General features: G+C 37.5%; 22 protein-coding genes, 1 pseudogene and 1 other annotated feature. All 23 genes and pseudogenes read right to left on the bottom strand.

All coding sequences use genetic code 11. The features are described 5' to 3' along the window. Position 1 precedes the first annotated feature (1 nt). Positions 2-880, bottom strand: coding sequence for an aspartate carbamoyltransferase catalytic subunit (locus ACIQ38_RS04810; RefSeq protein ID WP_402818735.1), 879 nt, complete (start codon positions 878-880; stop codon positions 2-4). Positions 881-1,031: 151 nt separating this feature from the next. Then, entirely contained in the window at positions 1,032-2,330 is a 1,299-nt protein-coding gene (locus ACIQ38_RS04805) for a solute carrier family 23 protein (protein WP_402818732.1), read from the bottom strand. A 30-nt stretch (positions 2,331-2,360) separates the two neighbouring features. After that, the gene (gene pyrR / locus ACIQ38_RS04800; RefSeq protein WP_402818730.1) at positions 2,361-2,900 is read right to left on the bottom strand and encodes a bifunctional pyr operon transcriptional regulator/uracil phosphoribosyltransferase PyrR; all 540 of its coding nucleotides are present in this window, start codon (positions 2,898-2,900) and stop codon (positions 2,361-2,363) included. A gap of 206 nt (positions 2,901-3,106) precedes the next feature. Continuing rightward, complete coding sequence (locus ACIQ38_RS04795; protein WP_402818727.1) at positions 3,107-4,033, bottom strand: RluA family pseudouridine synthase; 927 nt, start codon at positions 4,031-4,033, stop codon at positions 3,107-3,109. Beyond that, complete coding sequence (gene lspA, locus ACIQ38_RS04790) at positions 4,033-4,509, bottom strand: signal peptidase II (protein ID WP_402818724.1); 477 nt, start codon at positions 4,507-4,509, stop codon at positions 4,033-4,035. Before lspA ends, ACIQ38_RS04795 begins: the two co-directional genes overlap by 1 nt. 583 nt (positions 4,510-5,092) lie before the next feature. Continuing rightward, on the bottom strand, positions 5,093-7,843 hold the full coding sequence (gene ileS, locus ACIQ38_RS04785) for an isoleucine--tRNA ligase (RefSeq protein WP_402818721.1): 2,751 nt from the start codon (positions 7,841-7,843) through the stop codon (positions 5,093-5,095). 206 nt (positions 7,844-8,049) lie between these two features. Then, positions 8,050-8,272 (bottom strand) — a binding site (T-box leader). A 140-nt stretch (positions 8,273-8,412) separates the two neighbouring features. Continuing rightward, a complete protein-coding gene (locus tag ACIQ38_RS04780; protein WP_402818718.1) occupies positions 8,413-8,922 on the bottom strand; it encodes a DivIVA domain-containing protein in 510 nt (169 codons plus the stop codon). A gap of 96 nt (positions 8,923-9,018) precedes the next feature. Beyond that, on the bottom strand, positions 9,019-9,807 hold the full coding sequence (locus ACIQ38_RS04775) for a YlmH family RNA-binding protein (RefSeq protein ID WP_402818715.1): 789 nt from the start codon (positions 9,805-9,807) through the stop codon (positions 9,019-9,021). A 56-nt stretch (positions 9,808-9,863) separates the two neighbouring features. After that, positions 9,864-10,127, bottom strand: coding sequence for a YggT family protein (locus ACIQ38_RS04770; protein WP_402818712.1), 264 nt, complete (start codon positions 10,125-10,127; stop codon positions 9,864-9,866). A 19-nt stretch (positions 10,128-10,146) separates the two neighbouring features. After that, on the bottom strand, positions 10,147-10,623 hold the full coding sequence (locus ACIQ38_RS04765; RefSeq protein ID WP_402818709.1) for a cell division protein SepF: 477 nt from the start codon (positions 10,621-10,623) through the stop codon (positions 10,147-10,149). Beyond that, positions 10,620-11,312, bottom strand: a complete 693-nt coding sequence (locus ACIQ38_RS04760; RefSeq protein ID WP_402818706.1) for a YggS family pyridoxal phosphate-dependent enzyme — start codon at positions 11,310-11,312, stop codon at positions 10,620-10,622. Before ACIQ38_RS04760 ends, ACIQ38_RS04765 begins: the two co-directional genes overlap by 4 nt. 77 nt (positions 11,313-11,389) lie before the next feature. Continuing rightward, positions 11,390-11,629: a YlmC/YmxH family sporulation protein gene (locus tag ACIQ38_RS04755; RefSeq protein WP_142608618.1), complete on the bottom strand. Its 240-nt coding sequence runs from the start codon at positions 11,627-11,629 to the stop codon at positions 11,390-11,392. A 109-nt stretch (positions 11,630-11,738) separates the two neighbouring features. After that, the gene (gene sigG / locus ACIQ38_RS04750) at positions 11,739-12,521 is read right to left on the bottom strand and encodes an RNA polymerase sporulation sigma factor SigG (protein WP_402818702.1); all 783 of its coding nucleotides are present in this window, start codon (positions 12,519-12,521) and stop codon (positions 11,739-11,741) included. Between the two features lie 90 nt (positions 12,522-12,611). After that, on the bottom strand, positions 12,612-13,319 hold the full coding sequence (gene sigE, locus ACIQ38_RS04745) for an RNA polymerase sporulation sigma factor SigE (protein WP_402818699.1): 708 nt from the start codon (positions 13,317-13,319) through the stop codon (positions 12,612-12,614). Beyond that, positions 13,319-14,161 (bottom strand): sigma-E processing peptidase SpoIIGA, encoded by an 843-nt coding sequence (locus tag ACIQ38_RS04740; protein ID WP_402818697.1) that lies wholly within the window; start codon positions 14,159-14,161, stop codon positions 13,319-13,321. The genes sigE and ACIQ38_RS04740 overlap by 1 nt, the downstream gene beginning before the upstream one ends. Positions 14,162-14,975: 814 nt before the next feature. Continuing rightward, positions 14,976-16,136, bottom strand: a complete 1,161-nt coding sequence (gene ftsZ / locus ACIQ38_RS04735; RefSeq protein WP_402818694.1) for a cell division protein FtsZ — start codon at positions 16,134-16,136, stop codon at positions 14,976-14,978. A gap of 43 nt (positions 16,137-16,179) precedes the next feature. Further along, positions 16,180-17,472: a cell division protein FtsA gene (gene ftsA / locus ACIQ38_RS04730; RefSeq protein WP_402818692.1), complete on the bottom strand. Its 1,293-nt coding sequence runs from the start codon at positions 17,470-17,472 to the stop codon at positions 16,180-16,182. Between the two features lie 111 nt (positions 17,473-17,583). Beyond that, positions 17,584-17,934 carry a small basic family protein gene (locus tag ACIQ38_RS04725; protein WP_402818690.1) on the bottom strand — a complete coding sequence of 117 codons (351 nt, stop codon included), beginning with the start codon at positions 17,932-17,934 and terminating at the stop codon, positions 17,584-17,586. Between the two features lie 3 nt (positions 17,935-17,937). Next, positions 17,938-18,657, bottom strand: coding sequence for a DUF881 domain-containing protein (locus ACIQ38_RS04720; RefSeq protein WP_402818687.1), 720 nt, complete (start codon positions 18,655-18,657; stop codon positions 17,938-17,940). 21 nt (positions 18,658-18,678) lie between these two features. Then, a complete protein-coding gene (locus ACIQ38_RS04715) occupies positions 18,679-19,254 on the bottom strand; it encodes a DUF881 domain-containing protein (RefSeq protein WP_402818684.1) in 576 nt (191 codons plus the stop codon). Positions 19,255-19,378: 124 nt separating this feature from the next. Continuing rightward, positions 19,379-20,179 carry a cell division protein FtsQ/DivIB gene (locus ACIQ38_RS04710; protein ID WP_402818681.1) on the bottom strand — a complete coding sequence of 267 codons (801 nt, stop codon included), beginning with the start codon at positions 20,177-20,179 and terminating at the stop codon, positions 19,379-19,381. A gap of 1 nt (position 20,180) precedes the next feature. Further along, positions 20,181-21,242: pseudogene (gene ftsW, locus ACIQ38_RS04705) on the bottom strand (putative lipid II flippase FtsW); the annotation flags it as partial. Positions 21,243-21,291: 49 nt separating this feature from the next. Further along, positions 21,292-22,647 carry a UDP-N-acetylmuramoyl-L-alanine--D-glutamate ligase gene (gene murD / locus ACIQ38_RS04700; protein WP_402818678.1) on the bottom strand — a complete coding sequence of 452 codons (1,356 nt, stop codon included), beginning with the start codon at positions 22,645-22,647 and terminating at the stop codon, positions 21,292-21,294.

Below are 22,647 nucleotides of genomic sequence, written 5' to 3'. Positions count from 1 at the left end.
GTTATTCTCTCCCTTTCAAAATCATTTCAGTAATCGCCATACGTACGTACACACCATTTTCCATTTGCTTAATAATTCTAGAACGATCACATTCTACTAATTCACTCGCGATTTCAACGTCTCGATTAAATGGGGCTGGATGCATAATAATTGCGCCATCTTTCATTTTTCTTTCTCTTTCCACTGTTAATCCGAATGCTTGATGATAGTCTTCTTTAGAGAAAATTCCATTTTCCTTATGTCTTTCATGTTGTACTCGAAGCATCATCATCACATCACTAGATTCAATTACTTCATCGAAATTTTGCAGGCATTCGAACTCTCCTTGCCATTCTGTCGGGCAAACTAATTGTACTTTTGCTCCAAGTCTAGAAAGAGCATCTGCGTTCGATCTCGCAACGCGACTATGTGCTATATCTCCGACTATCGTGACAACTTTATCTTGTACTGTCCCAAATTCTTCCCAAATGGTGAAGATGTCTAAGAGGCTTTGAGTTGGATGATTTCCCGTTCCGTCTCCTCCATTAATGATCGCTACTTTCGTTTTCCCTACTAAATCTTCAAAAAAGTTGTTTTGTTCATGTCTTATTACTAAAGCATCTATTCCGATTGCTTCTAAAACTTTCACTGTATCGTAAAGCGTCTCGCCTTTTAAAGTACTGGAAAAACCGGAATCGAAAGGAATTACATTTAGCTGTAATTTACGTTCCGCCACTTCAAAACTCATTTTCGTTCGAGTACTCGGTTCAAAAAATAAATTTGCCATCATATAGTTATTTTTCAACGTCGAGGTAGCACCATCTCGAAAATCCTTTGCTCTTTCTAAAATTGCTATTATTTGTTCCACCGATAAATCTTTCATTGATACTAAGTTTTCCATTTGAATCCTCCTCTTTTCTATAAAAAAAACTTCTTGAAAAGTCTCAAGAAGGTTCGTTTAAGCATAGACAAGGAAAGGAATCTCTTAGTGAAGTCCCAACCAATCTATCCGAACCTTTTGCTGACTCTCTGTTCAACTTTTAAAAGGTTTCTTATTCTGTTGTATTTAAGTTCGGTGTTTCCGCTTCTTTTCTTCCTGGTAATACCCAATTCAGTATAACCCCAATGATTGCTGCTAGTGCCATGCCTTCTATGCTTAATGATTCTGATACGATGAATTTTGCTCCACCGATACCGATTACTAAGATAACCGACGCAATAACTAAGTTTCTACTATTCCCAAAGTCTACGTTTGCTTCTACTAGCATTCTTAAGCCACTTGCAGCTATTATTCCGAATAATAGTATGGAAACTCCACCAAGAACTGATGTTGGAATTGTTGCTATAACAGCCATTGCTTTTCCAAAGAATGATAGTAAGATAGCGATTACTGCCGCACCCATAATGACATATACACTATACACTCGTGTAATTGCTAGCACACCGATATTTTCACCGTATGTTGTCTTCGGTGGACCACCGATTAATGCGCTGACAAATGTTCCAAAGCCATCACCAAGCAAGGATCTGTGTAAACCTGGTTCTTTAATATAATCACGATTTACTACTTTTCCAAGCACAAGTTGGTGACCAATATGTTCCGAAATCGTGACGATAACAATCGGCACCATGACTAGTAGTATTTTAGAAGTTACTACAAATTCATAATGTACACCCGGTATTAAGAAGTCTGGTAATGCGAACATGTTCGCTTCTTTAATCGGTTCAAAATTAACGATCCCAATGACAATGGAGTAAATATAGCCGACTACTAAACCGATTAAAATTGGCATTGTACTTAAAATATTTTTAAAGTAGATCGTACAGAAGATCGCTGTAAACAGTGTAACTAAGGCTGCTGAGAAGTGTAAAAAACTATATTCTTTTAAATCTGTTCCTTCAACAGGAATATTCATCGCCATATCTACGGCAGTAACTGCAAGTCCAAGCCCGATTACCATAATAACCGGACCAACTACGATAGCCGGCAATAACTTCATAATCCACTTATATCCACTCTTCCAAATAATAAGTGATACGATTCCGTAAGTTAACCCGACGAACATTGCGCCTATCATGGCACTTCCTATCCCACCTATCTTCGAAGCCAGAATAATCGGAGCGATAAAGGCAAATGATGATCCTAAGTAGGCAGGGACTTGAAATTTCGTGATTAACAAGAACACTATTGTCGCTATTCCACTTGTAAGTAGGGCGATAGCGGGGCTTAATCCTACTAGTTGCGGTACTAAAATTGTGGAACCAAACATGGCGAACATATGCTGGAAGCTTAATGTGATTAGTTGGCCTCCAGATGGTTTTTCATTTACATCTAATACGGTATTTGACATGGATGATTCCTACCTTTTCCTCCAAATTTATCACTCAAAAATGGTGACTGTATCTAATCCATCTTTTTCTAATACTTTGACTACAATTCGTTCACTGCTGGAAGTCGGGATGTTTTTCCCAACATAATCAGCCCGTATCGGAAGTTCTCGATGTCCTCTGTCTATTAATACAGCAAGTTGGATTTGTGCAGGTCTCCCTAAATCCATAACTGCATCCATCGCTGCTCTAACCGTTCTTCCTGTATATAGCACATCATCGACTAGTATTACTTTTTTACCCGTCACATCGTGTGTAATATCGACGTCTTGGACTAAAGGCTCATCAATACCATTTTTTAAGGATAAGTCATCTCTATAAAGGGTTATATCGAGTTCCCCTGTTTTGATTGCTTTACCTTCTATCTGTTCGATTCTTTTTGCAAGTCGTTCTGCTAAAAATGCACCTCTTGTTTTTATCCCCACGAGTATACACTGTTCAATACCTTTGTTTCGTTCAATAATTTCATGTGCAATTCGTGTAAGTGCTCGTTTGATCGATTGTTCATCTAATATATTTGCTTTTTCCGCCATGGTCGTTTTTTTCCTCCTTTTGAAAATATAAAAAACCTCTTGAGCTAGAGAAGCCCAAGAGGTTGTATGCGCACGTTTAAATAGGGTGAGGCACACTAAAAAAGTCCGCAGACCTATAGTGAGTCACTTTCACATATACCTTCTCAGCCTCTCTGGACTGTTATTAAAGGTGAAGCTATTCGATTTTCTTTTTTCAGTATAAGCTACTATTCTTCTTTTAGCAAGGATTGTTTTCTCAAATCTTGTACTAAATTATCGAAATCCTCCGGAAGTGGTGAGGAAAATTCCAAATACTCGCCTGTTTTAGGTTGGATAAACCCTAATACTCCGGCATGCAGTACTTGACCGTTAAAATCAATTGTTTTTTTCGGTCCGTATTTTGGATCCCCTGCTAATGGATGTCCGATGTATTTCATATGCACACGAATTTGATGCGTTCTACCTGTTTCCAATTGACACTCAACTAACGTAAATTTATTAAAACGTTCTAATACTCGGAAATGAGTCACTGCATGCTTCCCGTTATCCACTACCGCCATGCTTTGTCTCTCTTTTTTATCACGGCCAATAGGAGCATCGATTGTTCCTTTATCATGTGGTATGTGTCCATGTACAAGTGCCGTATATTTACGCGTCACTGTTTTCTTGACTAATTGGTCCACTAATGATTCATGTGCCACATCATTTTTAGCAACCATTAATAGTCCCGTCGTATCTTTATCAATTCGGTGAACAATTCCCGGACGCAATACGCCGTTAATACCAGATAAATCTTTTACTTGATACATAAGCCCGTTCACAAGCGTACCACTTACATGACCCGGTGCAGGATGAACGACCATTCCACGTGGTTTATATACCACCACTACATCCTCATCTTCATAGACGATTTCTAAGTTCAAGTTTTCCGCTATAATATCAAGTGGAATTGCTTCAGGAGGTGTGACAACAATAACATCCCCTTCTTTTACTTTATAATTCGATTTTGCAGCTTCATTATTCACTAACACATGTCCATCTTTTATATAGTTTTGGATTTGCGTGCGTGACCAATCCGTATCAAAAGAGGCAATTGCTTTGTCTATTCTCTCTTTTTCTTGTTCTTTTTCTATTACAAATGTAAATTCTTCCATTACTTCACCTTTTTCTTTTCTGCTCGTTCTTCTTTTATTATGAATATGATTACCATCACAACACCGATTGATAAGGCAGCATCGGCCACATTAAAAATTGGAAAGTCATAATTGATGATTGGTATTAACACATCGACAAAATCGACTACTTCTTTTCTCCATAAACGATCGATAAAGTTTCCTATTGCCCCGCCAAGTAGCATCATCAAACCTGCTTGAAACATTGGCTTGCCCTTTGCCTCTTTATGAAAATAATAAATTATCCCTATAATTACGATAACCGTAACAATGGTAAATATACCAAACTGCCCTTGAAGCATTCCCCATGCCGCTCCGCGATTTCGATGGGAAAGTAGTGCAACATAAGGGTCCCAGATAATAATCCGTTCTCTAAGTTCCATATTTTGAACTACAAGCCATTTCGTCCACTGATCAAGGGCAATGACTATTGCCGCTAGTCCATAAAATTTCCACACATCAAATTCCCCCGATATCAAATTCGCCTTGGCTTATTTGCGTCCGGATTTTTATCGAGCTCGAGGCCAACAGGATGTAGGTCATGCAGTCGTTGCGACAGGATGTCGCGAACTTAGACTGCCTTCTTTAAATTCCTCTAAAAAATCCGTGGCATCCGCCGGAGGCTTTAATTTTATTCAGCAGTTACTTTTGATGAATAAAATTAAAAGAATCTTCCCTAGTTTACCATACAAACATGCTATCCGTAAAAGAGTGGTTGAATAAAAATGAAAATCTCCAGATCTTGTTTTTGAAAAACACAAAGTCATCTCATCACAACTAGCGATCATTCAATTGAAATTGATTACTTTTTTTGAGGAAAAAATATCCTTTTCCAACTAACCGTTTCAAAATTCCAACTAAATATATTTCCGAAGACAAATATACAAAAAATGGACTAAAATCAAGCTGATTTTGGTCCGTTTTCAGATGCCTTTGGGAAATAGTGATCAATCTATTGAAACTGGCCATTTTTGGAGTCATTTTATATTAATTCCTAAGCATAAAAAATGTGGTCCTGCCTAAGAGGACCACATTTACTGATTACATATAATTTTCTTCTACAACATCTGCACAACGCGCACATAAAGTTGCGTGTTTTTCATTTGCTCCAACTGTTTCCGAAATAGTCCAGCAGCGCTCACATTTTTCTCCATCTGCCTTTTCAACTAATACAGACGCATGCTCCAGTACAAGACTATTTTCAGCAGCAGCTTCTACTAGCTCAAACTGAGATACGATAAATAATTGGGCAAAATCAATTGCATCTGTTTCGAACAATGATTTATATTCATCTTTTACATATAAAGTTACTTTTGCTTCTAATGATTTACCGATTGTTTTTGCATTACGTGCTTCTTCTAATGCTTTTAACACATCGTCACGTAAATCCATAATTTTCGTCCATTTAGTAGCTAGTTCTTCGAAATCTGGATATTGTACCGCATCTGGCATATCCGTTAATTGAATACTGCTTTGCGTTTCATGCTCCAAATAACCCCAAAGCTCATCAGTCGTATGCGGTAAAATTGGTGTCATTACTTTTAATAATGTAAGCAAAGTATCATACATTACTGTTTGCATTGCACGACGATCTGAATGATTCTGTCCGTAAATATATACAACATCCTTGGCAACATCTAAGTAGAACGAGCTTAACTCACCTGCTACAAAATTGTTTACAGCATGGTAAACTGCAGCGAAATCATAGCGATCATATGCCGCACGTGCTGTTTTTAATACATCTTGCAAACGCATGAATACATATTTATCCATTTCGCGTAAGTTTTCGTATGCGACACGATCTGTTGCAGGGTCGAAGTCCGTAACGTTACCATGTAGGAAACGGAATGTGTTACGAATTTTACGGTATACTTCCGAAACTTGCTTTAACATATCCATTGAAATTCGAACGTCGCCAGTATAATCAACTGATGCAACCCATAAACGTAAAATATCTGCACCATATTGGTTCATTACTTTTGATGGTAGAATAACATTCCCAACTGATTTACTCATTTTGCGACCTTCTCCGTCTAACACGAACCCGTGAGAAAGCAATCCTTTATACGGTGCGTATCCATTAATGGCAACGCTTGTAATAAGTGATGAGTTAAACCAGCCACGATATTGGTCAGATCCCTCTAAGTAAAGGTCTGCAGGATATTTCAATCCACGTTCTACTAGTACTCCTTGGTGAGAAGATCCTGAGTCGAACCAAACGTCCATAATATCGTTTTCTTTCGTAAATTGACCATTTGGACTACCTGGATGTGTAAATCCTTCTGGTAATAGCTCTTTCGCTTCTTTTTGGAACCAAATATTAGATCCATGCTCACGGAACAATGTAGAGACATTGGCAATTGTTTCTGGCGTGATGATTGGCTCTCCGTTTTCTGCGTAGAAAATTGGAATCGGCACACCCCATACACGTTGACGAGAAATAACCCAGTCTCCGCGGTCACGGATCATATTGTATAGACGCGTTTCCCCCCATGAAGGTGTAAACTCTGTTTCACGAACCGCTTGTAATAATTCATCGCGGAATGCCTCGACAGAAGCAAACCATTGTGGTGTTGCACGATAAATAACTGGTTTTTTCGTACGCCAGTCATGCGGATAAGAATGCGTAAAGAAAGTTAGTTTTTCAAGTCTACCTAGCTCTTTTAATTTTTCTGTTACGACTTTGTTAGCATCGTCATAAAATAATCCTTCAAAACCAGGTGCTTCCTCTGTATAGCAACCACGATTATCTACTGGACTTAAAATATCTAAACCATATTGTTTTCCGATTAAATAGTCATCTTCCCCGTGGCCTGGTGCTGTATGAACACAACCAGTACCAGCGTCAGCCGTAACATGCTCCCCAATCATTACAAGTGAATCACGATCATAAATTGGATGCTTGGCTACAACATATTCTAAGTCTGCCCCTTTTACTTCTTGTAGTACTTCATATGCTTCCCACTCTAAAGTTTCCGCTAATGAAGCTAGTAAATCTTTTGCAACGATGAATTTATTGTCCGCTACTTGTACAACAACATAAGTGAATTCTGGATGCACGGAAATACCTAAGTTTGCTGGAATTGTCCAAGGAGTTGTCGTCCAGATGATGAATTTAGCATCTGCTGGTACAACATCTTTTGCATCTTTTACTTCGAAACTTACATAAATTGATGGTGACTTTTTATCTTGGTATTCAATTTCTGCTTCTGCTAATGCAGATTCCGAAGATGGTGACCAGTATACTGGTTTTAATCCTTTATAAATATAGCCTTTTTCAGCCATTTTACCGAATACTTCAATTTGGCGAGCTTCAAATTCAGGTTTTAATGAAATATAAGGATTTTCCCAATCTCCGCGAACACCTAAACGACGGAATTGTTCGCGTTGGTTGTCGATTTGCTCATAAGCATATTTTTCACAAAGCTCACGGAATTCCGCAACGGACATTTCTTTGCGTTTTACTCCTTTATTAGTTAACGCTTGTTCGATTGGTAATCCGTGTGTATCCCAACCTGGAACGTAAGGTACGTGGAAACCAGTCATAGAGCGATGACGTGTAATCATATCTTTTAGCACTTTGTTTAGTGCGTGTCCGATATGAATATCCCCGTTCGCATATGGAGGTCCATCGTGTAGGATGAATTCCGGACGATCCTTTGTACGCTCTAGTTGTAATTTGTTGATGTCCATTTCGTTCCATTTTTCTTGAATTTTCGGTTCATTTGCAGGTAAGTTTCCGCGCATTGGGAAATCTGTTTTTGGCATTAATAACGTGTCTTTGTATTCCATTTGAAATCCTCCTTATAATTTGAAAAGCGGAAGCGCCTATGTCTGCCCCGACAGGCAAATGGGGAAAAGTGAGGAGGCAGCTCTTCAGCCACCGCAGCTTTTTCACATTTGCCCCCGAGGGGCAAGGCGCTGGAGCTGGATCGATAATTAGAAAAGCACAAGCGCCTTTGAAGTTGGGCTAATATACAAAAAAACTCCTCATCCCCAAAAGGGACGAGAAGTTTGAACTCGCGGTACCACCCTACTTGCGATTTTGTGAAAAATCGCCGCTTAGTATGCCATAACGGGACATAAACCGAAGACACTTACTTCTTTTTTCAGTGTCTTTGCTCCAAAGTGATAATCTAAATAATTTCATTGCTTGAGCTCTCACCATCCTCAAGTCGCTTATTCAAAAATTATTTTAGACGTCTTTTTCAACGCATATTTTATATGATATGAAATCATTATAGAAAATGTAAGTCCAACAGTCAAGAAATGAAATCAAATTCGCCTTGGCGAATTGCTCCTGCGCAAGTTCGTCGCCGAAAACAGTGTGCGCAGATTTTTATCAAGCCGGCTGAATAAAGTTAATCTTCTGTTGCCGAAATTCGATTTAGGCTTTCTGTATCCACATCGTACTCCATTAAATGATTCCAGTCATCTGTATTGATCAAATCGAGTTGTGCTTCTACTAGCATTTTAAAACGATTACGGAATACTTTGGACTGTTTTTTCAAGTCCTCGATTTCAATTGCAATTCTTCTTGCTTTAGATAGTGCTTCATTGACAATTCGGTCTGCATTTTTTTCTGCTTCTTTGACGATTAACTTCGCCTCTTTTTGCGAGTTTCTTCGTACTTCTTCCGCAGCTTCCTGTGCAACAACGATAGACTTATGTAAAGTCTCTTCAATCGATGTGAAATGCCCAACTTTTTCGCTTGAAGATTTTAATTTGGATTCCAGATCTTTTTTTTCTTTTATTAAGATTTCAAGATCTTTCATTATTTGATCAAGGAATTCGTTTACTTCATCCTCATTATACCCTCGAAATCCTTTACTAAATTCCTTGTTATGTATATCAAGTGGTGTTAATGGCATTTTTTCCATCTCCTTTGACTAGACTAGCATTCTTTTCTCTATTATACATTTACAAATGAGGGAATACATCTAAAATTCGCAGTTTGTTGTATATATTTATTTTTTTTGCTCTAAACGACCTATTTGAAGTCGTATTTTGTCTTTTTTTGTTCTTCCTTCGATCATCAATAGCTTAACTCGTCCCAATCCACGAATCGAAAGTAAGTCTAACTCCTGCAACTCCATAGACGTCTGATCTTTCTCTGCCCAATTTACTTTCACTTTGCCACTTGAAATAAGGTTAGCTGATTTTTGGCGGGAAATATTAAAAACTGCTGAAAGTACTGTGTCTAAACGTAAAGAGCTTACTGTTAATGTCTCGGTTAGCCATTCTTCTGACTGCTCAAAGTAATTTAGTGGATCTTCCACTAACTCTATTTGTACTTTCACTTTTCCGATAGATGCAAAGTTCGCTCGGACATAGTCTAAAACTTCTGCTGCAACGACAAATTGAATAGCACCCTCTACAACACGGATATCTCCAAATTTACTCCGATCAATGCCTAAAGACATCATCGATCCGAGCACATCCTTATGCTTTAACGTAACAAACTTCGTCGGATACTTCACTTCTACCACACGCATAGAGAAATCTTCTGTTGTTGGTACAAAATAGGAAGGATATAATAATACTCTTTTTCGTTCTGCATCGTCTAAGACACCGTTTGTCTCTGATTCAATCCCTTCATATTGTCTTCGAATCGAATCGACGATAAATTGTTGCCTAGGATCCAAAAAGTCCAATAGTTTTGGAGCATACCTGTTTTCTACTTCATGTACCATACTCACAACTTGCTCTATAAAAGGCTGCTCTTCTTTCCTAAAATGTTGTAATACATGTTCCATTTGAGTTTATCTCCTTATATTCCTTATGTATAATAAAAACCCCACGAATGTGAGGTTTAAACGAACGTTAGAAAAAGATACGCTACTCCACTCATTGCAAGCTGTAAAGCAAAAATAGCAGCAATTGGTGAAATATCAATCATGCCCAGTGGAGGGATGATTTTACGGAATATATCTAAATATGGATCACAAATTCTTCCTAAAAACCTTCCAACCGTTGATTGTTGAATACTTGGAACCCACGACATTAAAATATATACGATTAATGCATACGTATAGATTGTTACTGCTTGACTTAATAAATATAAAAATAAACCCATAGTTTAAAATGCTCCTCTATTAATCTAAATCGTTATAATAATAATCCGAAATGGCTCCGGCTACTTCGACAGAATCAGGTGCACAAAGGAAAATATCTGTGCCAACTCGTTGGATATCTCCACCTAAAGCATATACGGTTCCGCTTAAAAAGTCGATGATTCTGATTCCTTGATCTTTATCAATACGTTGTAAATTTACGATAACTGCTTTTTTGCTTTTTAGATGCTCAGAAATATCTTGTGCTTCTGCGTATACACGTGGTTCTATTAACATTACTTTGGAAGACTTTTGCACATTTTGTATGCTTACTAAATTAGGTACAGTCATTTCTTTAGGTGTCGTATTAAATTTACGCTCTTTCACAGGGGACTTAGCCGGTTGTTGTCGCATTTGAGTTTCTACTGGTTGTTGCTGAGGTTTTGGCTGCTGTGTTGCTGAAGTTTCTTCCTCTTCGTCTAAGTAGAAGAAATTTTTCATCCAGTCTTTCATGCTCATTTAATTTCCTCCCTCTCTTTACCTACTAATGCTGTACCTATTCTAATAAATGTTGCACCTTCCTCGATTGCAATTTCATAGTCACCGGACATTCCCATTGATAATTCTGTACAAGGAGCATGGGTTAACTGTTTCGCTGCAATTTTTTCTTGTAGTGCTTTTAGCTGACGAAAAACATCACGAATTAAGGAATGATCATCTGTATTAGGAGCCATTGTCATTAATCCAACGATGCGAATATGGGAGTAATTTCCTAACTCACTAATAAAAGCTTCTACTTCTGCGATAGAAAGACCATGTTTTGACTCTTCTTCGGATACATTCACTTGTACAAAACAATCTTTCATTGAAGTTGCTCTTTTTTCAATTTCATCTGCTAAACTAATACGGTCAAGCGAATGCAAATAATCTACTTCGTTAATGACTGACTTAACTTTTCTAGTTTGTAACGTTCCTATGTAATGCCATTTGACATCGTCTGAAATGGCATCTAATTTATTCTTAAGCCCATCTGGTCTATTTTCTCCCAAATGGGTTAAGCTAGTAGCGATTACTTCCTTTGTACGATCCACGGATACTTCTTTCGTCACTGCGATAATCGTAACATCTTCTACTTTTCTTCCGGAACGGTTACAAGCGTCTTGAATATGTTGTTTTATTTGTTGTAAATTTTGTTCTACATTTGTCATATGAAAACCAACTTTTCATCATCAATATTTTCTTTATTGTATCAATGAAACACTGATTTATCAATGATGAAACTTACCTATTCTATGTTTCTCGAAACAATTATTACATCTTTTCCAATTATAGCTATATTTTCAACGGCTATTTTTTTAGTTTCTCTTTTTTTATTAAAAAAAGTCGGATATGCTCCATTGGTCTCAACGATAAACGAAATAATACGCCCGCTTTCTTTATCAATTTCGGCATCGACTATAAATCCTAATAATTGGCCACTGCTCGCTTCAATTACTTCTTTTTGCTGTGCATCAGAAAACTTCATCACAAACCTCCTTTTAACACATTGTATGAACGAAATCAAAAAAAAAAACGCTTCTTCTATGTAGAAAAAGCGTTTCGTCTATTTTTTGTCGTAACTTTTGAACACGAAATCATTTAGGATTCAAATGGCTTTGGATTGTGGACAAGGCGCTTTTTTCTAAGCGGGAAATTTGGGCCTGAGACAATCCTAAATCCATGGCGATTTCTGTTTGCGTTGCTCCGTAGTATATTCTTTTCGTTAAAATCTTTTTCTGTCTGGCATCTAGATTTTGGAAGCTTTCTTTGACCGTAAAGTACGTTACCCATTGATCTTCGGACACATCATTATCACATAATTGGTCCATCATATAAATAGCGTCTCCTCCATCACTAAAAATAGGTTCTTGGAGCGAAACAGGATCTTGAATAGCATCCAAAGAAAGTAATATATCTTCGACTGGTATTTCTAATATTTTCGATAAGTCTTCCAATGTTGGTTCTTGTAAATGCTCATTTATATATTGTTCTTTTGCTTTCATCGCTTTATAGGCAATATCTCGTAACGATCTTGAAACACGCACCGAGTGATGATCGCGTAAATGTCTTTTAATTTCTCCTATAATCATTGGGACAGCATACGTGGAAAAACGAACGTTATGCTTAAGGTCAAAGTTTTCAATTGACTTGATCAAACCGATACATCCAACCTGAAATAGATCATCTGCTTGTTCCCCGCGATATGCAAATCGTTGAACTAGACTTAAAACTAGCCTTAAATTACACATAACTAGTTCATCCTTAACGGACTCTTCACCTGCTTGTAACCTGATAAACAATTCTTTCATTTCTTCATGCTTAAGTAAAGGAAGCTTAGATGTATCAATGCCGCATAATTCTACTTTTGTTCTCGTCATAGATCTTCCTCCGGACTTTTTAATTGGTTCTTAATCAGTTTGTCCGGTAGTGTGAAGATTATTCCGAGGTGCCAAATCCAATTTCAACCATTAGGCAATCGGTTCGTTTAACAGCTCTTTCAAATCTAATATTATTTTCTTCTCTAAGCGAGATATATAAGACTGTGAAATACCTAAGTGATCGGCCACTTCTTTTTGTGTCATTTCTTCTTTTCCATTCAGTCCGAAACGACATTGCATAATATATTTTTCCCTATTTCCAAGTAAATTAATCGCTTCAAACACATGTTGTCTTTCCAACTTTTTTTCTACATCTTCAATGATTAAATCTTCACTTGTTCCTAAAATATCGGATAAAAGAAGTTCATTCCCATCCGAATCAGAGTTTAATGGTTCATCAAAAGAAACCTCTGATTTCATGCGATTTGTTTTTCTTAAATGCATTAATATTTCGTTTTCGATACATCTGGACGCATATGTAGCAAGTTTAATTCCTTTATCAACATTAAAGGTTTCTACTGCTTTAATAAGTCCAATCGAACCGATACTAATGAGGTCTTCAATGTTTGTATTCGTTTGATCGAACCTTCTTGCAATGTATACGACCAGCCTTAAGTTTCTTTCGATTAATACATCTCTCGCATGTTCGTTTCCATCCATAAAAGCTAAGAGCATTTCCCGTTCTTCTTCTCTAGTTAGTGGTTTTGGTAATGATTCATTGCCACCAATATAATGTACTCCGCTTCTTCTAAATGATAATATCCAGTAATATAATCTACGTAATAATCTTAACAGCATTATCTAACACTCCTTTTCTTTAAATGGAAATAAGAAGAACTGTGTAAAATACCATCTGCCCCGTGTGGGAATTTATCTTTCACTCTTGTCATGACAATGTATCCTTTTGGTAGAGGCAGATCATTTACAAACCATTCGTCGTACTTTATTCCAATAACCCAAGTTTTCTCTTTTTGTATAGTCGATATTGGTATTAACCGCAATTTAGTAGCATATTCTTTGGAGAGTTTATCAAGTCCCTTATCTTTTTCAAACTCCCAATCATTAATCGCTTGAAACAATTCTTTTGGCAGCACATCTTGTAACACTTCTGACGCAACAAAATGTACTGGATCATTCGACAGTGGTTCCTTACATACATTTCCAGAGTCTATAAAAAGAGTTAGCTCCTTTGTTTCCCCAAACAAAGTAATATGAGAAGCGTATAATAACTCTCTTTCTGTACTTGAAATATTAAGATGAAGCACATGTTTCGTTAAGAAGTAGAGTCCGCCAATTGCAATTAATGCGAAGTTTACGATCATAAAAATATTACTACTATTGCTATACATCGGTGCGATTGCGGTTAATAAGCCACCCGCGAAAATACTTGCTAGTAATGTCAATGTAATCGCTTTAACGATATGTGTGCGTTTCTTCCAAAAAGCAATGCCGATCATCACAACAAACGATAAAAAGACCGTACTTACATGATGAGAGAAAATGACTGTAATCACTCCAGCAGTAAACGCTGAAAGGAACAAATATCTTTTTTGGTTTTCTATCCACCCAATTTTGTTTGCAAATGCTAACACGGTATAGTTGAAAAAAGTATTAGTTGCAATCATGACTTCCGCGTACATGATTCTCCCCCCTTTTTTACTAAATGGTACCATGTCACTTTTAAAAACTTTGTCAAAAGAACGGTGGAAAAGCCCCTTTTTTAACGACAAAATAACATAATAAAAAACTATCCATATTAAGGATAGTTGGGATTGTAGGGACAATGCGTCGTAAAGCTTTATTAGGTGGCCGCTAAGATTTTCGCTGCAATCGTACGCTTTCCGCCGGGTAAGCGATGAGCCATCCCCGCCGCTTAGGCGTACGTTGGGATGTCTCATTTTGCTCACTTATCCGGCTGGAGTCGACGCTTACAGCGAAAATCAATGGAAATCACTTGCTTAGTCAATATTTGCTTGCTAATAACAAAGCTTCCTACATTTTATGGGCCTATTTTATCCAGTAAATGGCTTAGAGCAACCAACCATTCATTGAAAGCAACCAATTCCAGTCTAAAAGCAATTAAATCATCACGAGAGCAATCAAATTGCCGATGAAAGCAACAAATTCTTAAAACAGCAAGTTTACTTGAAGTGAGACGCCAATGATCTTACCTCGTTTTTGTAAATGTTGGGCAAATGACTCATAATGTTGCGTGTTTGAAAGCGAATGTTGCGCATATGCACTTCAACTTTGCGAGTAACGGCCGCTACGTTGTGCATTTTATTAATTGTCATTATTCTCCAAGCAAAAATAGCTGTTACTCTGCTGTACGACGCACTATCCTTATATGACACTCCATACAAAATGATATTCTCTATAAAGTTACTAAACAAAAAAGCTATCTCCCATTCGATGTTATTCGAATTGGGAGATAGCTTCATCTGTAACAATATATTAACGACGTTGACGATTTCTCAAGAATGTTGGAATGTCTAGTGCATCTTCTTGTGGATGATTAGGCACTTGACGTTCTTGGCGTTCATGCTGTAAAGGTTGTTGGATTTCTTCTTTACGTTGTTCACGGATTGGAGTAGTTGGAGCAGCTTGTTGTGTTCTACTTCCTCCAAAGCCTGAAGATCTTGGCTGTTTTTGCATGATTAGTTCTTCATTGAAACCAGTTGCGATTACTGTAACAACAATCTCATCTTTCAAATTATCATTAATAACCGAACCGAAGATCATGTTCACTTCTTCATCCGAAGCGGAAGCAACAATATCAGCAGCCTCTTGAACTTCAAATAAACTTAAATTAGAACCACCAGTAATATTCATCAGCACTCCAGTTGCTCCATCGATAGATGTTTCAAGAAGTGGACTTGAAATTGCTTTTTTCGCTGCTTCTGCCGCACGATTTTCGCCAGAGGATATACCGATACCCATAAGTGCTGCGCCTTTATCAGACATGATCGTTTTAACATCGGCGAAGTCCAAGTTGATAAGTCCTGGAACAGCGATTAAATCGGAAATACCTTGAACCCCTTGACGTAAAACATTATCTGCTTCTCTAAATGCTTCTAGCATCGGCGTATTTTTGTCGACAATCTCTAATAATCGGTCATTTGGAATAACGATCAGTGTATCTACTGCTTCTTTCATCATTCCAATACCGCCTACTGCTTGCGTAGAGCGTTTACGACCTTCAAAAGTAAATGGACGTGTTACTACACCAACAGTTAATGCACCTAAATCACGTGCAATTTGAGCGATTACAGGAGCAGCACCAGTTCCAGTTCCCCCACCCATTCCAGCGGTTACGAATACCATGTCTGCGCCTTTTAATGCTTCCTCAATTAGTTCCTTGCTTTCTTCAGCTGCTTTTTTACCTACTTCTGGATTTGCACCTGCTCCTAATCCACGAGTGAGCTTACCACCGATTTGTAGTTTTACTTCTGCTTGTGACATTTTTAATGCTTGTGCATCTGTATTAACGGCGATGAAATCTACCCCTTGAACGCCATGTTCAATCATTCGATTTACTGCATTGTTACCGCCGCCACCTACTCCAATAACTTTAATAACGGCTAATTGATCTTCACTTGTTTCGAATTCTAACATGCTATTGCCTCCTATATTCTCTTAAGCTATGATAAGGGTTTTGTTATTCAAAAAATTTGTCGAAAAATTTCTTCGCTTTTGACATTGCACTCTCTTTGTTTTCATTTGTCGAATGTTGAACAGTTTGTTTTTGTTTTTTAGGACTTGAAACTGCTTCACTACTAGCTATTTGTGCCAATGCTTGGCTATTACCAATTTTACCATAGAAAAGATCTTCTTTATAGGCATATCTTATAAGACCAACAGCAGTCGTATATTGTGGTTCACGTACCCCAATATAGTCTGGTGTGTACAATCTCACTCTTGTTTGTAGAATATGTCTCGCTAATTGACCTATTCCATCCAATTTAGAAACGCCCCCGGTTATGACGACACCACCAGGTAGATCTTGGAGACCCATTCTATAAAACTCTTCTAACACCAATTCAAATAATTCTTCTAGGCGAACACCAATGATCTCTGCAATATAACGTTGAGAATATTGCTCTTTCATATCCGCTCCAATTACTGGAACTTCAAATAGTTCATCATCAGAAGCATCATCATAAAAAGCATGTCCATACTTTAACTTAATCATTTCCGCTTGTTCCGTTGGTGTTTTTAATACAATCGATAAATCTTTTGTAATATGATCTCCACCAACTGGAATAACAGATGTATTGATTAAATGCCCTTCATTGAAAATGGCAATTGTTGTAGAACCACCACCAATGTCAATGTAGGCTGTTCCATGGTTTTTTTCATCTTCCGTTAAAGCAAAATGACCACCAGCTAGTGGTTGCAAATAAATCTCTCTAATTTGCAGACCAGCTCTTTCTACACACCGCAACACATTATGTAAAATCGTTTTCGATGTAGTCATCATAATACCGTCTAGTTCTAACCTTGTACCAATCATACCGCGAGGATCTTTTATTTCTTCTAGATGATCTACGATAAATTGCTTCGGTGCAATATTGATCAGTTCCCTCTCAGGAGGGATAGACATTACTTGAGCAGATTCAATGACACGTTCTAAATCACCATCTGTAATTTCTCGATCTTCTCTATTAACGGCTACAACGCCTTTTACATTTTGTATATTTGCTAAATTAGCTGGAATTCCTAGAACGATTTCATGAATAGACATTCCTATCATTCTTTCCGCTTCACTTATCGCTTTCTTAATAGACTGAACTGTTGCGTCTATATCAACAATGGTGCCTTTTCGAATACCATTTGATTTTACATTTCCCACACCTATTACATGCAGCGAGTCGTCATTCATTTCGCCGATTAATACTTTAATCGAAGACGACCCGATATCTAGTGATACGTACAATTCTGATTGATTCAACCCGTGGCACCTCCTATTTACTCTTTAACTATTATTCTAGTGTAAAAACCGCATAAAGTCTAAAACTTTATAATGCGATCGTTAAATATTCTAATTTTTCATACATATTACTTATGTATTTTTTCTATCCGACCATTTTGTCAAAAGAATCCGGCGTATAACAGCTATATTTTGGAACAAGCGGACGCCAAATGCAAAAATAGCAGCCAAATATAAATCTACCCCAAGATGAACCCCTAAAAACGCAAGTGCTGCAGCGAGTCCAATGTTGAAGAAAAATCCAGAAACAAAAACCTTATCATCATACACATGTTGTAATTGCGCTCTTATTCCTCCAAAAAGCGTATCGAGCGCAGCGAGTACAGCAATGGACAAATAGCTTTCATAGATTTCAGGAATTTGGATATCTGTTAATAGACCAAGCGAAATCCCGAGTATTAACCCTAATAATGGCAACCACATACATTACTCTCCTCCTGGATTCTCTTGTAAAAATTGATTGTTGATCGATTGGTCATAACCAGAAATAGTCAGATTGTTTACCGGATTTCCAATTTCTAACGTTAGATTATCGATGTAAAAGTCGTCCCCAATAGCGGAAGCCTCTAATTGATTATACATTTTTTTGGCATCTTCAAAGGATGCTGTTCCAATTTTAATCGTAAAAGGGGCATTTCGTATCGCAAGATTATTGACAGTCGTTTTGCCATTCACATCCCTTATTGCAGATGAATAAATGATGCGTTTTCCATCTATTTCTACCACTTTTGCTTTAAAACGATTAATTTCATTGACCAATCGAATAAGTAAATCAGGAGAAATTCCATCGATAGCTTGTCCAACAGCGATACTTTCTAAAGACGGTTTAACTGCAATTGTAAGTCCTGGACCATTAAATGCTTCTAATCCGATATCTTTTTTTAATTGGTTCACTGTGTCGCTTAAAGCGATTTCTGGACTTTCATTCCTCATATTTTCGTATTTACCAATTGTTTGCTCTAACATCCGTACTTCCGATAATAACTCTGAATGTAATTCTGTTTCTCTAGCTAGCTCTTGACGAATAGCCCAAACGTCTCTTGTATCTCTCGCTTCTGGATTTTGTACGGTATTATATTGAACAGCTAACATAAAACCAACTATTAACAAAATGATCGTAAACCGAATATAGACGGCTTTTTTCATTATTCGGCCTCCTTTATTTTGTTAGCTTTTTTCATCCCTTAGTGCAGGCATCGTTATTTTCCCTTTTTCCTCAACCGTCACGACAATATTATCACTTGTTAGCTGATCTAAAACGCCGCCACCTAACTGCACAGAAGCTAATAGGACAGCAGGATCCCCTACTGCTTCAATTGTAAAGGGTGCGGGAAAAGTCTTACCATCTATTGTTATAACTGGGCCGGTACAGCGGATAAACGAATTTGCTCGAAGTCTTTGTCCATTAATAGAAATTGCTTCTGCTCCTGAAATTTTCAATTCGTTTACCACTTTAAAAACATGACTTTCGTGAACGATATAATCATTTGGATTTTCTTGGGATGGGTTATATGCGCCATCTTCTAATGAAACGGATATCCCCTTTCCCTGTGATGGGATATCCCCCATTAATAGCCTTAACTTTTCTGCTTCTTTTACTAGTGCTTCCACGCTTTCTTCACTACTCACAAATGATTTTTCGTAGTCACGTATCTCTTGCTGCTTTTCATTTATTTCTTCTGTTAGTTCCTTATTTTTTTCTTTTTGTTCTATTAAGTCTTCTCTATATTTGCTCTGCTCCATAAAACCTTCACTTGTTGTATTTATTTCGGTTTCATTTTCGACAGCTATGCTGTAGGAATAGGCAAGTATAAAACCTAAAACTAGACTAACTAAGGAAATAAGTATTCGACCTCTGGAGGGAATTTTAAGGTGTTTGTTGCTCTTCTTCAAGCTCCATCACCTCTTCTTCTATCTCTTCATTGTGTAACTCTACATATGGTTGGAAGAACGAGCCAACCTCTAGGTCGATAATGCCTTTTACATCTGGATCTAACTGCGATACGATCGATGGATAATAGTTCATCTTCTCAGCAAATGATGGGATAAGCGCTTTAATTTCATTGCCATCATTCATAAATACTTGAATCGAATAGGCATCATTTTCTGTTGGTGTGTAAAAGATTTGTGAAATAGTTAACAGTACTTCTGGTTGTAAATTAGCTAATTCTTTTATCAATCTTAAACGGACTTTTTCTTCTTTAAACCCTGAAAAAATAGGTCCTTCTAGTGGCAACACTTGTCCATCTGTTTCTATCACTTTGCCATTTTCTAAAATAATTTGAAGTGTCCCATTTTTTTCCTCGTATCCTATTTGTTTGTATTCCTCCACTTGAATATGTACTTCTGTTAACCAATTTCGTTTTACTTTAGCAACCTTTACCCACTCATTTTGTTCTAATGCATCTTCGATATTCTTTTCTTTAAATCCCCACATCGAATCGCCTAATTTTAATGCACTCTGTTCGATATACTTTTCTTTCGGAACGAGCATCGCGCCTTCTAGCTCAATTGCCTGTACTTGACTATAGTCAGATTGAAAATAGAGAACGATTAGAAGAGTCGTGACAAAGAGAAAAAGTAGAATGGAAAACTTTTTGTTTGTTCTACGTCTTCTACGTTCTTTAAAAGTAGGTATGCGCTCTTCAATATCGATGATTTTTTCCATTCTACCGCCTCCCTTCGTTTATCGATGTATTTGCTAAATTGAATATGATCCCAATAATAATCCAAGTCATAACAAGTGATGAACCACCATAGCTTATAAACGGCAAAGTAACACCTGTTACAGGAAGTAACCCTGTCACAACTCCCATATTTAAAAACGTTTGAACCGTTAACAACGACGTAAATCCAATAATCATTAACTGTGCTTCTCTTGTTTTGGCTTTTGCAGCCATCATAAAACTCGTTGTAAAAAATATGAGAAATGCGCTGATAACGATGATCCCACCGATAAAACCGGTCTCTTCCAACAAAATAGAAAAGATAAAATCATTTTGTGGTTCTGGTAAGTATAAAAACTTTTGTCTACTATTCCCATAACCAAAACCGAACAAACCAGCTGGCCCTATCGCTAGTAACGATTGGATTGCTTGGAACCCTGAACCTAAAGGATCCTTCCAAGGGTCTAGAAATGCTTGAATTCGAACAAGCCGGTATGGCGCTGAAATGATCAATGCCACAAAGCCAATAACCCCAACAGCCCCAATAGCTACAAAAAACTTAATCGACAATCCTGCTGCAAACAATAAGAAGAATACGGCTACTACTAGCACAAAAGCGGATCCAAAATCCGGTTGAAGCATGATGAGACTAATCGGCAATAAAAGCAAAATAGCACTTTGAAAATACACTGTCTTTTTCGGCTTTTTGTCATTTGCCAAAGCACTTGCTAATACACCTAATACTGCAATTTTAGCAAGTTCTGCTGGTTGGAAATTCATAAAGCCTAATGGTATCCAACTTTGTGACCCATTACGCACTACACCTATTCCTGGGATTAATACCCCTATTAATAATACGACAGAAATTAAATATAAAAACTGCCAAAATGTAGGAATGCGGATGATGCTTTTATTTCGGATAAAAAAAGCTACCGCAATACCTACGACTAAATAAGTAGCTTGCTTAACAGCGAATGGCGTTTGACCTTTATAATGTACTTCGCTCCAGTAAGACCCTGCAGAATGCACAAACAATATACCAATAATTGATAAAAATAGGACAGAGGAAACGAATAGTACTTTACTTTTGTCTTTCGATTATTTCATCCTTTCGTTATTCTTTTAATGCCATCACTTTTTCGATAAATTCATCCCCACGCAACTCGAAGCTCGCGTATTGATCCCAGCTTGCACAAGCAGGAGACAATAGTATGACATCCCCTACACTTGAGAGTTTGACTCCTTCTTCAATAGCGTCTACTAAATTATTCACTCGAGTAACTGTGGGGATAAATTGCTCCTCCCCAAACTTTTGCAAACGTTCTGCTGTTTCTCCGTAGTGAATCAATGCTTTTACATGATGTAAATAAGGGATTAATTCATCAAATGAATGTCCTCTATCCACACCACCAGCGATTAAAATAACTGGTTCTGAAAAGCCTTCTAATGCACTTTTTGTTGCTAGTGCATTCGTCGCTTTCGAATCATTATAAAACTTTCGATTTTTCCACTCTCTTATAAATTGCGTTCGATGTTTTACACCGTGAAAAGTAGAAATTATTTCCTTAATGGCTTCTAACGAACAATCCATTAAAAGTGCAGCTGCAGTTGCTGCCAACACATTTTCTAAATTATGTTTTCCGCGAAGCGCAATAATAGACCGCTCAAATACCTTCTCGCCATTCCAATAGACGAATTGATCGTCTGCACTAATGCCATCATCTGTCTTCTTGCTTACATAAAACGGTACTTTAATCGCTTTACTTTTTGCCGCATAATCCACTACAAGCTGTTGTTCCCCGTTATATATAAACCAGTCAGACGCATCTTGGTTTTTTGTGATATTAAATTTAGCATCCGTGTATTCTTCGAAATCGGCATGGTAATCTAAATGCGCCTCATATAAATTCATCAAAATGGCGATTTTCGGTTTTAATTGTTCGGTACCCATTAATTGGAACGATGATAGCTCCGTTACAATTGTATTTTCTTTTGTAGCTTCTTGCGCTACACTACTTGCTACCGTTCCAATATTCCCAGCAATTAGCGGGTGTTTAACGGCTTGTTTTAGGATTTCAAAAATAAGTGTAGTCGTTGTTGTTTTTCCATTGGACCCTGTAATACCAATCATTGGTGCATCACTTATGCGATAAGCCAGCTCCACTTCCGTCCATACTGGGATGCCTCTCTTTTTCGCCTCAGCAATAACAGGGTTTGTGTAAGGAATACCAGGGTTCTTTACTATAAGACTGAATCCCTCGTCTAAAAGATCCTCCGGATGGCTTCCACATATTACCGTTAGCCCTTTAGAAAGTAAATATTGGGCATTTTCATTTTGATCAAAAGGTTTTGCATCATTAACTGTGACGAAAGCACCTAAATCATGCAAAATTTCGGCCGCAGCCGTACCACTTTTAGCCAAACCTAATACGAGTATTTTTTTATGATAGACAATTGGTAACTGTTTCAC

The organism is Psychrobacillus sp. NPDC096389, from assembly GCF_044762855.1.
Classification (GTDB): domain Bacteria; phylum Bacillota; class Bacilli; order Bacillales_A; family Planococcaceae; genus Psychrobacillus.
Note: the sequence above shows the minus strand (reverse complement) of the source record. Positions and strands in the feature narration are given on the sequence as shown.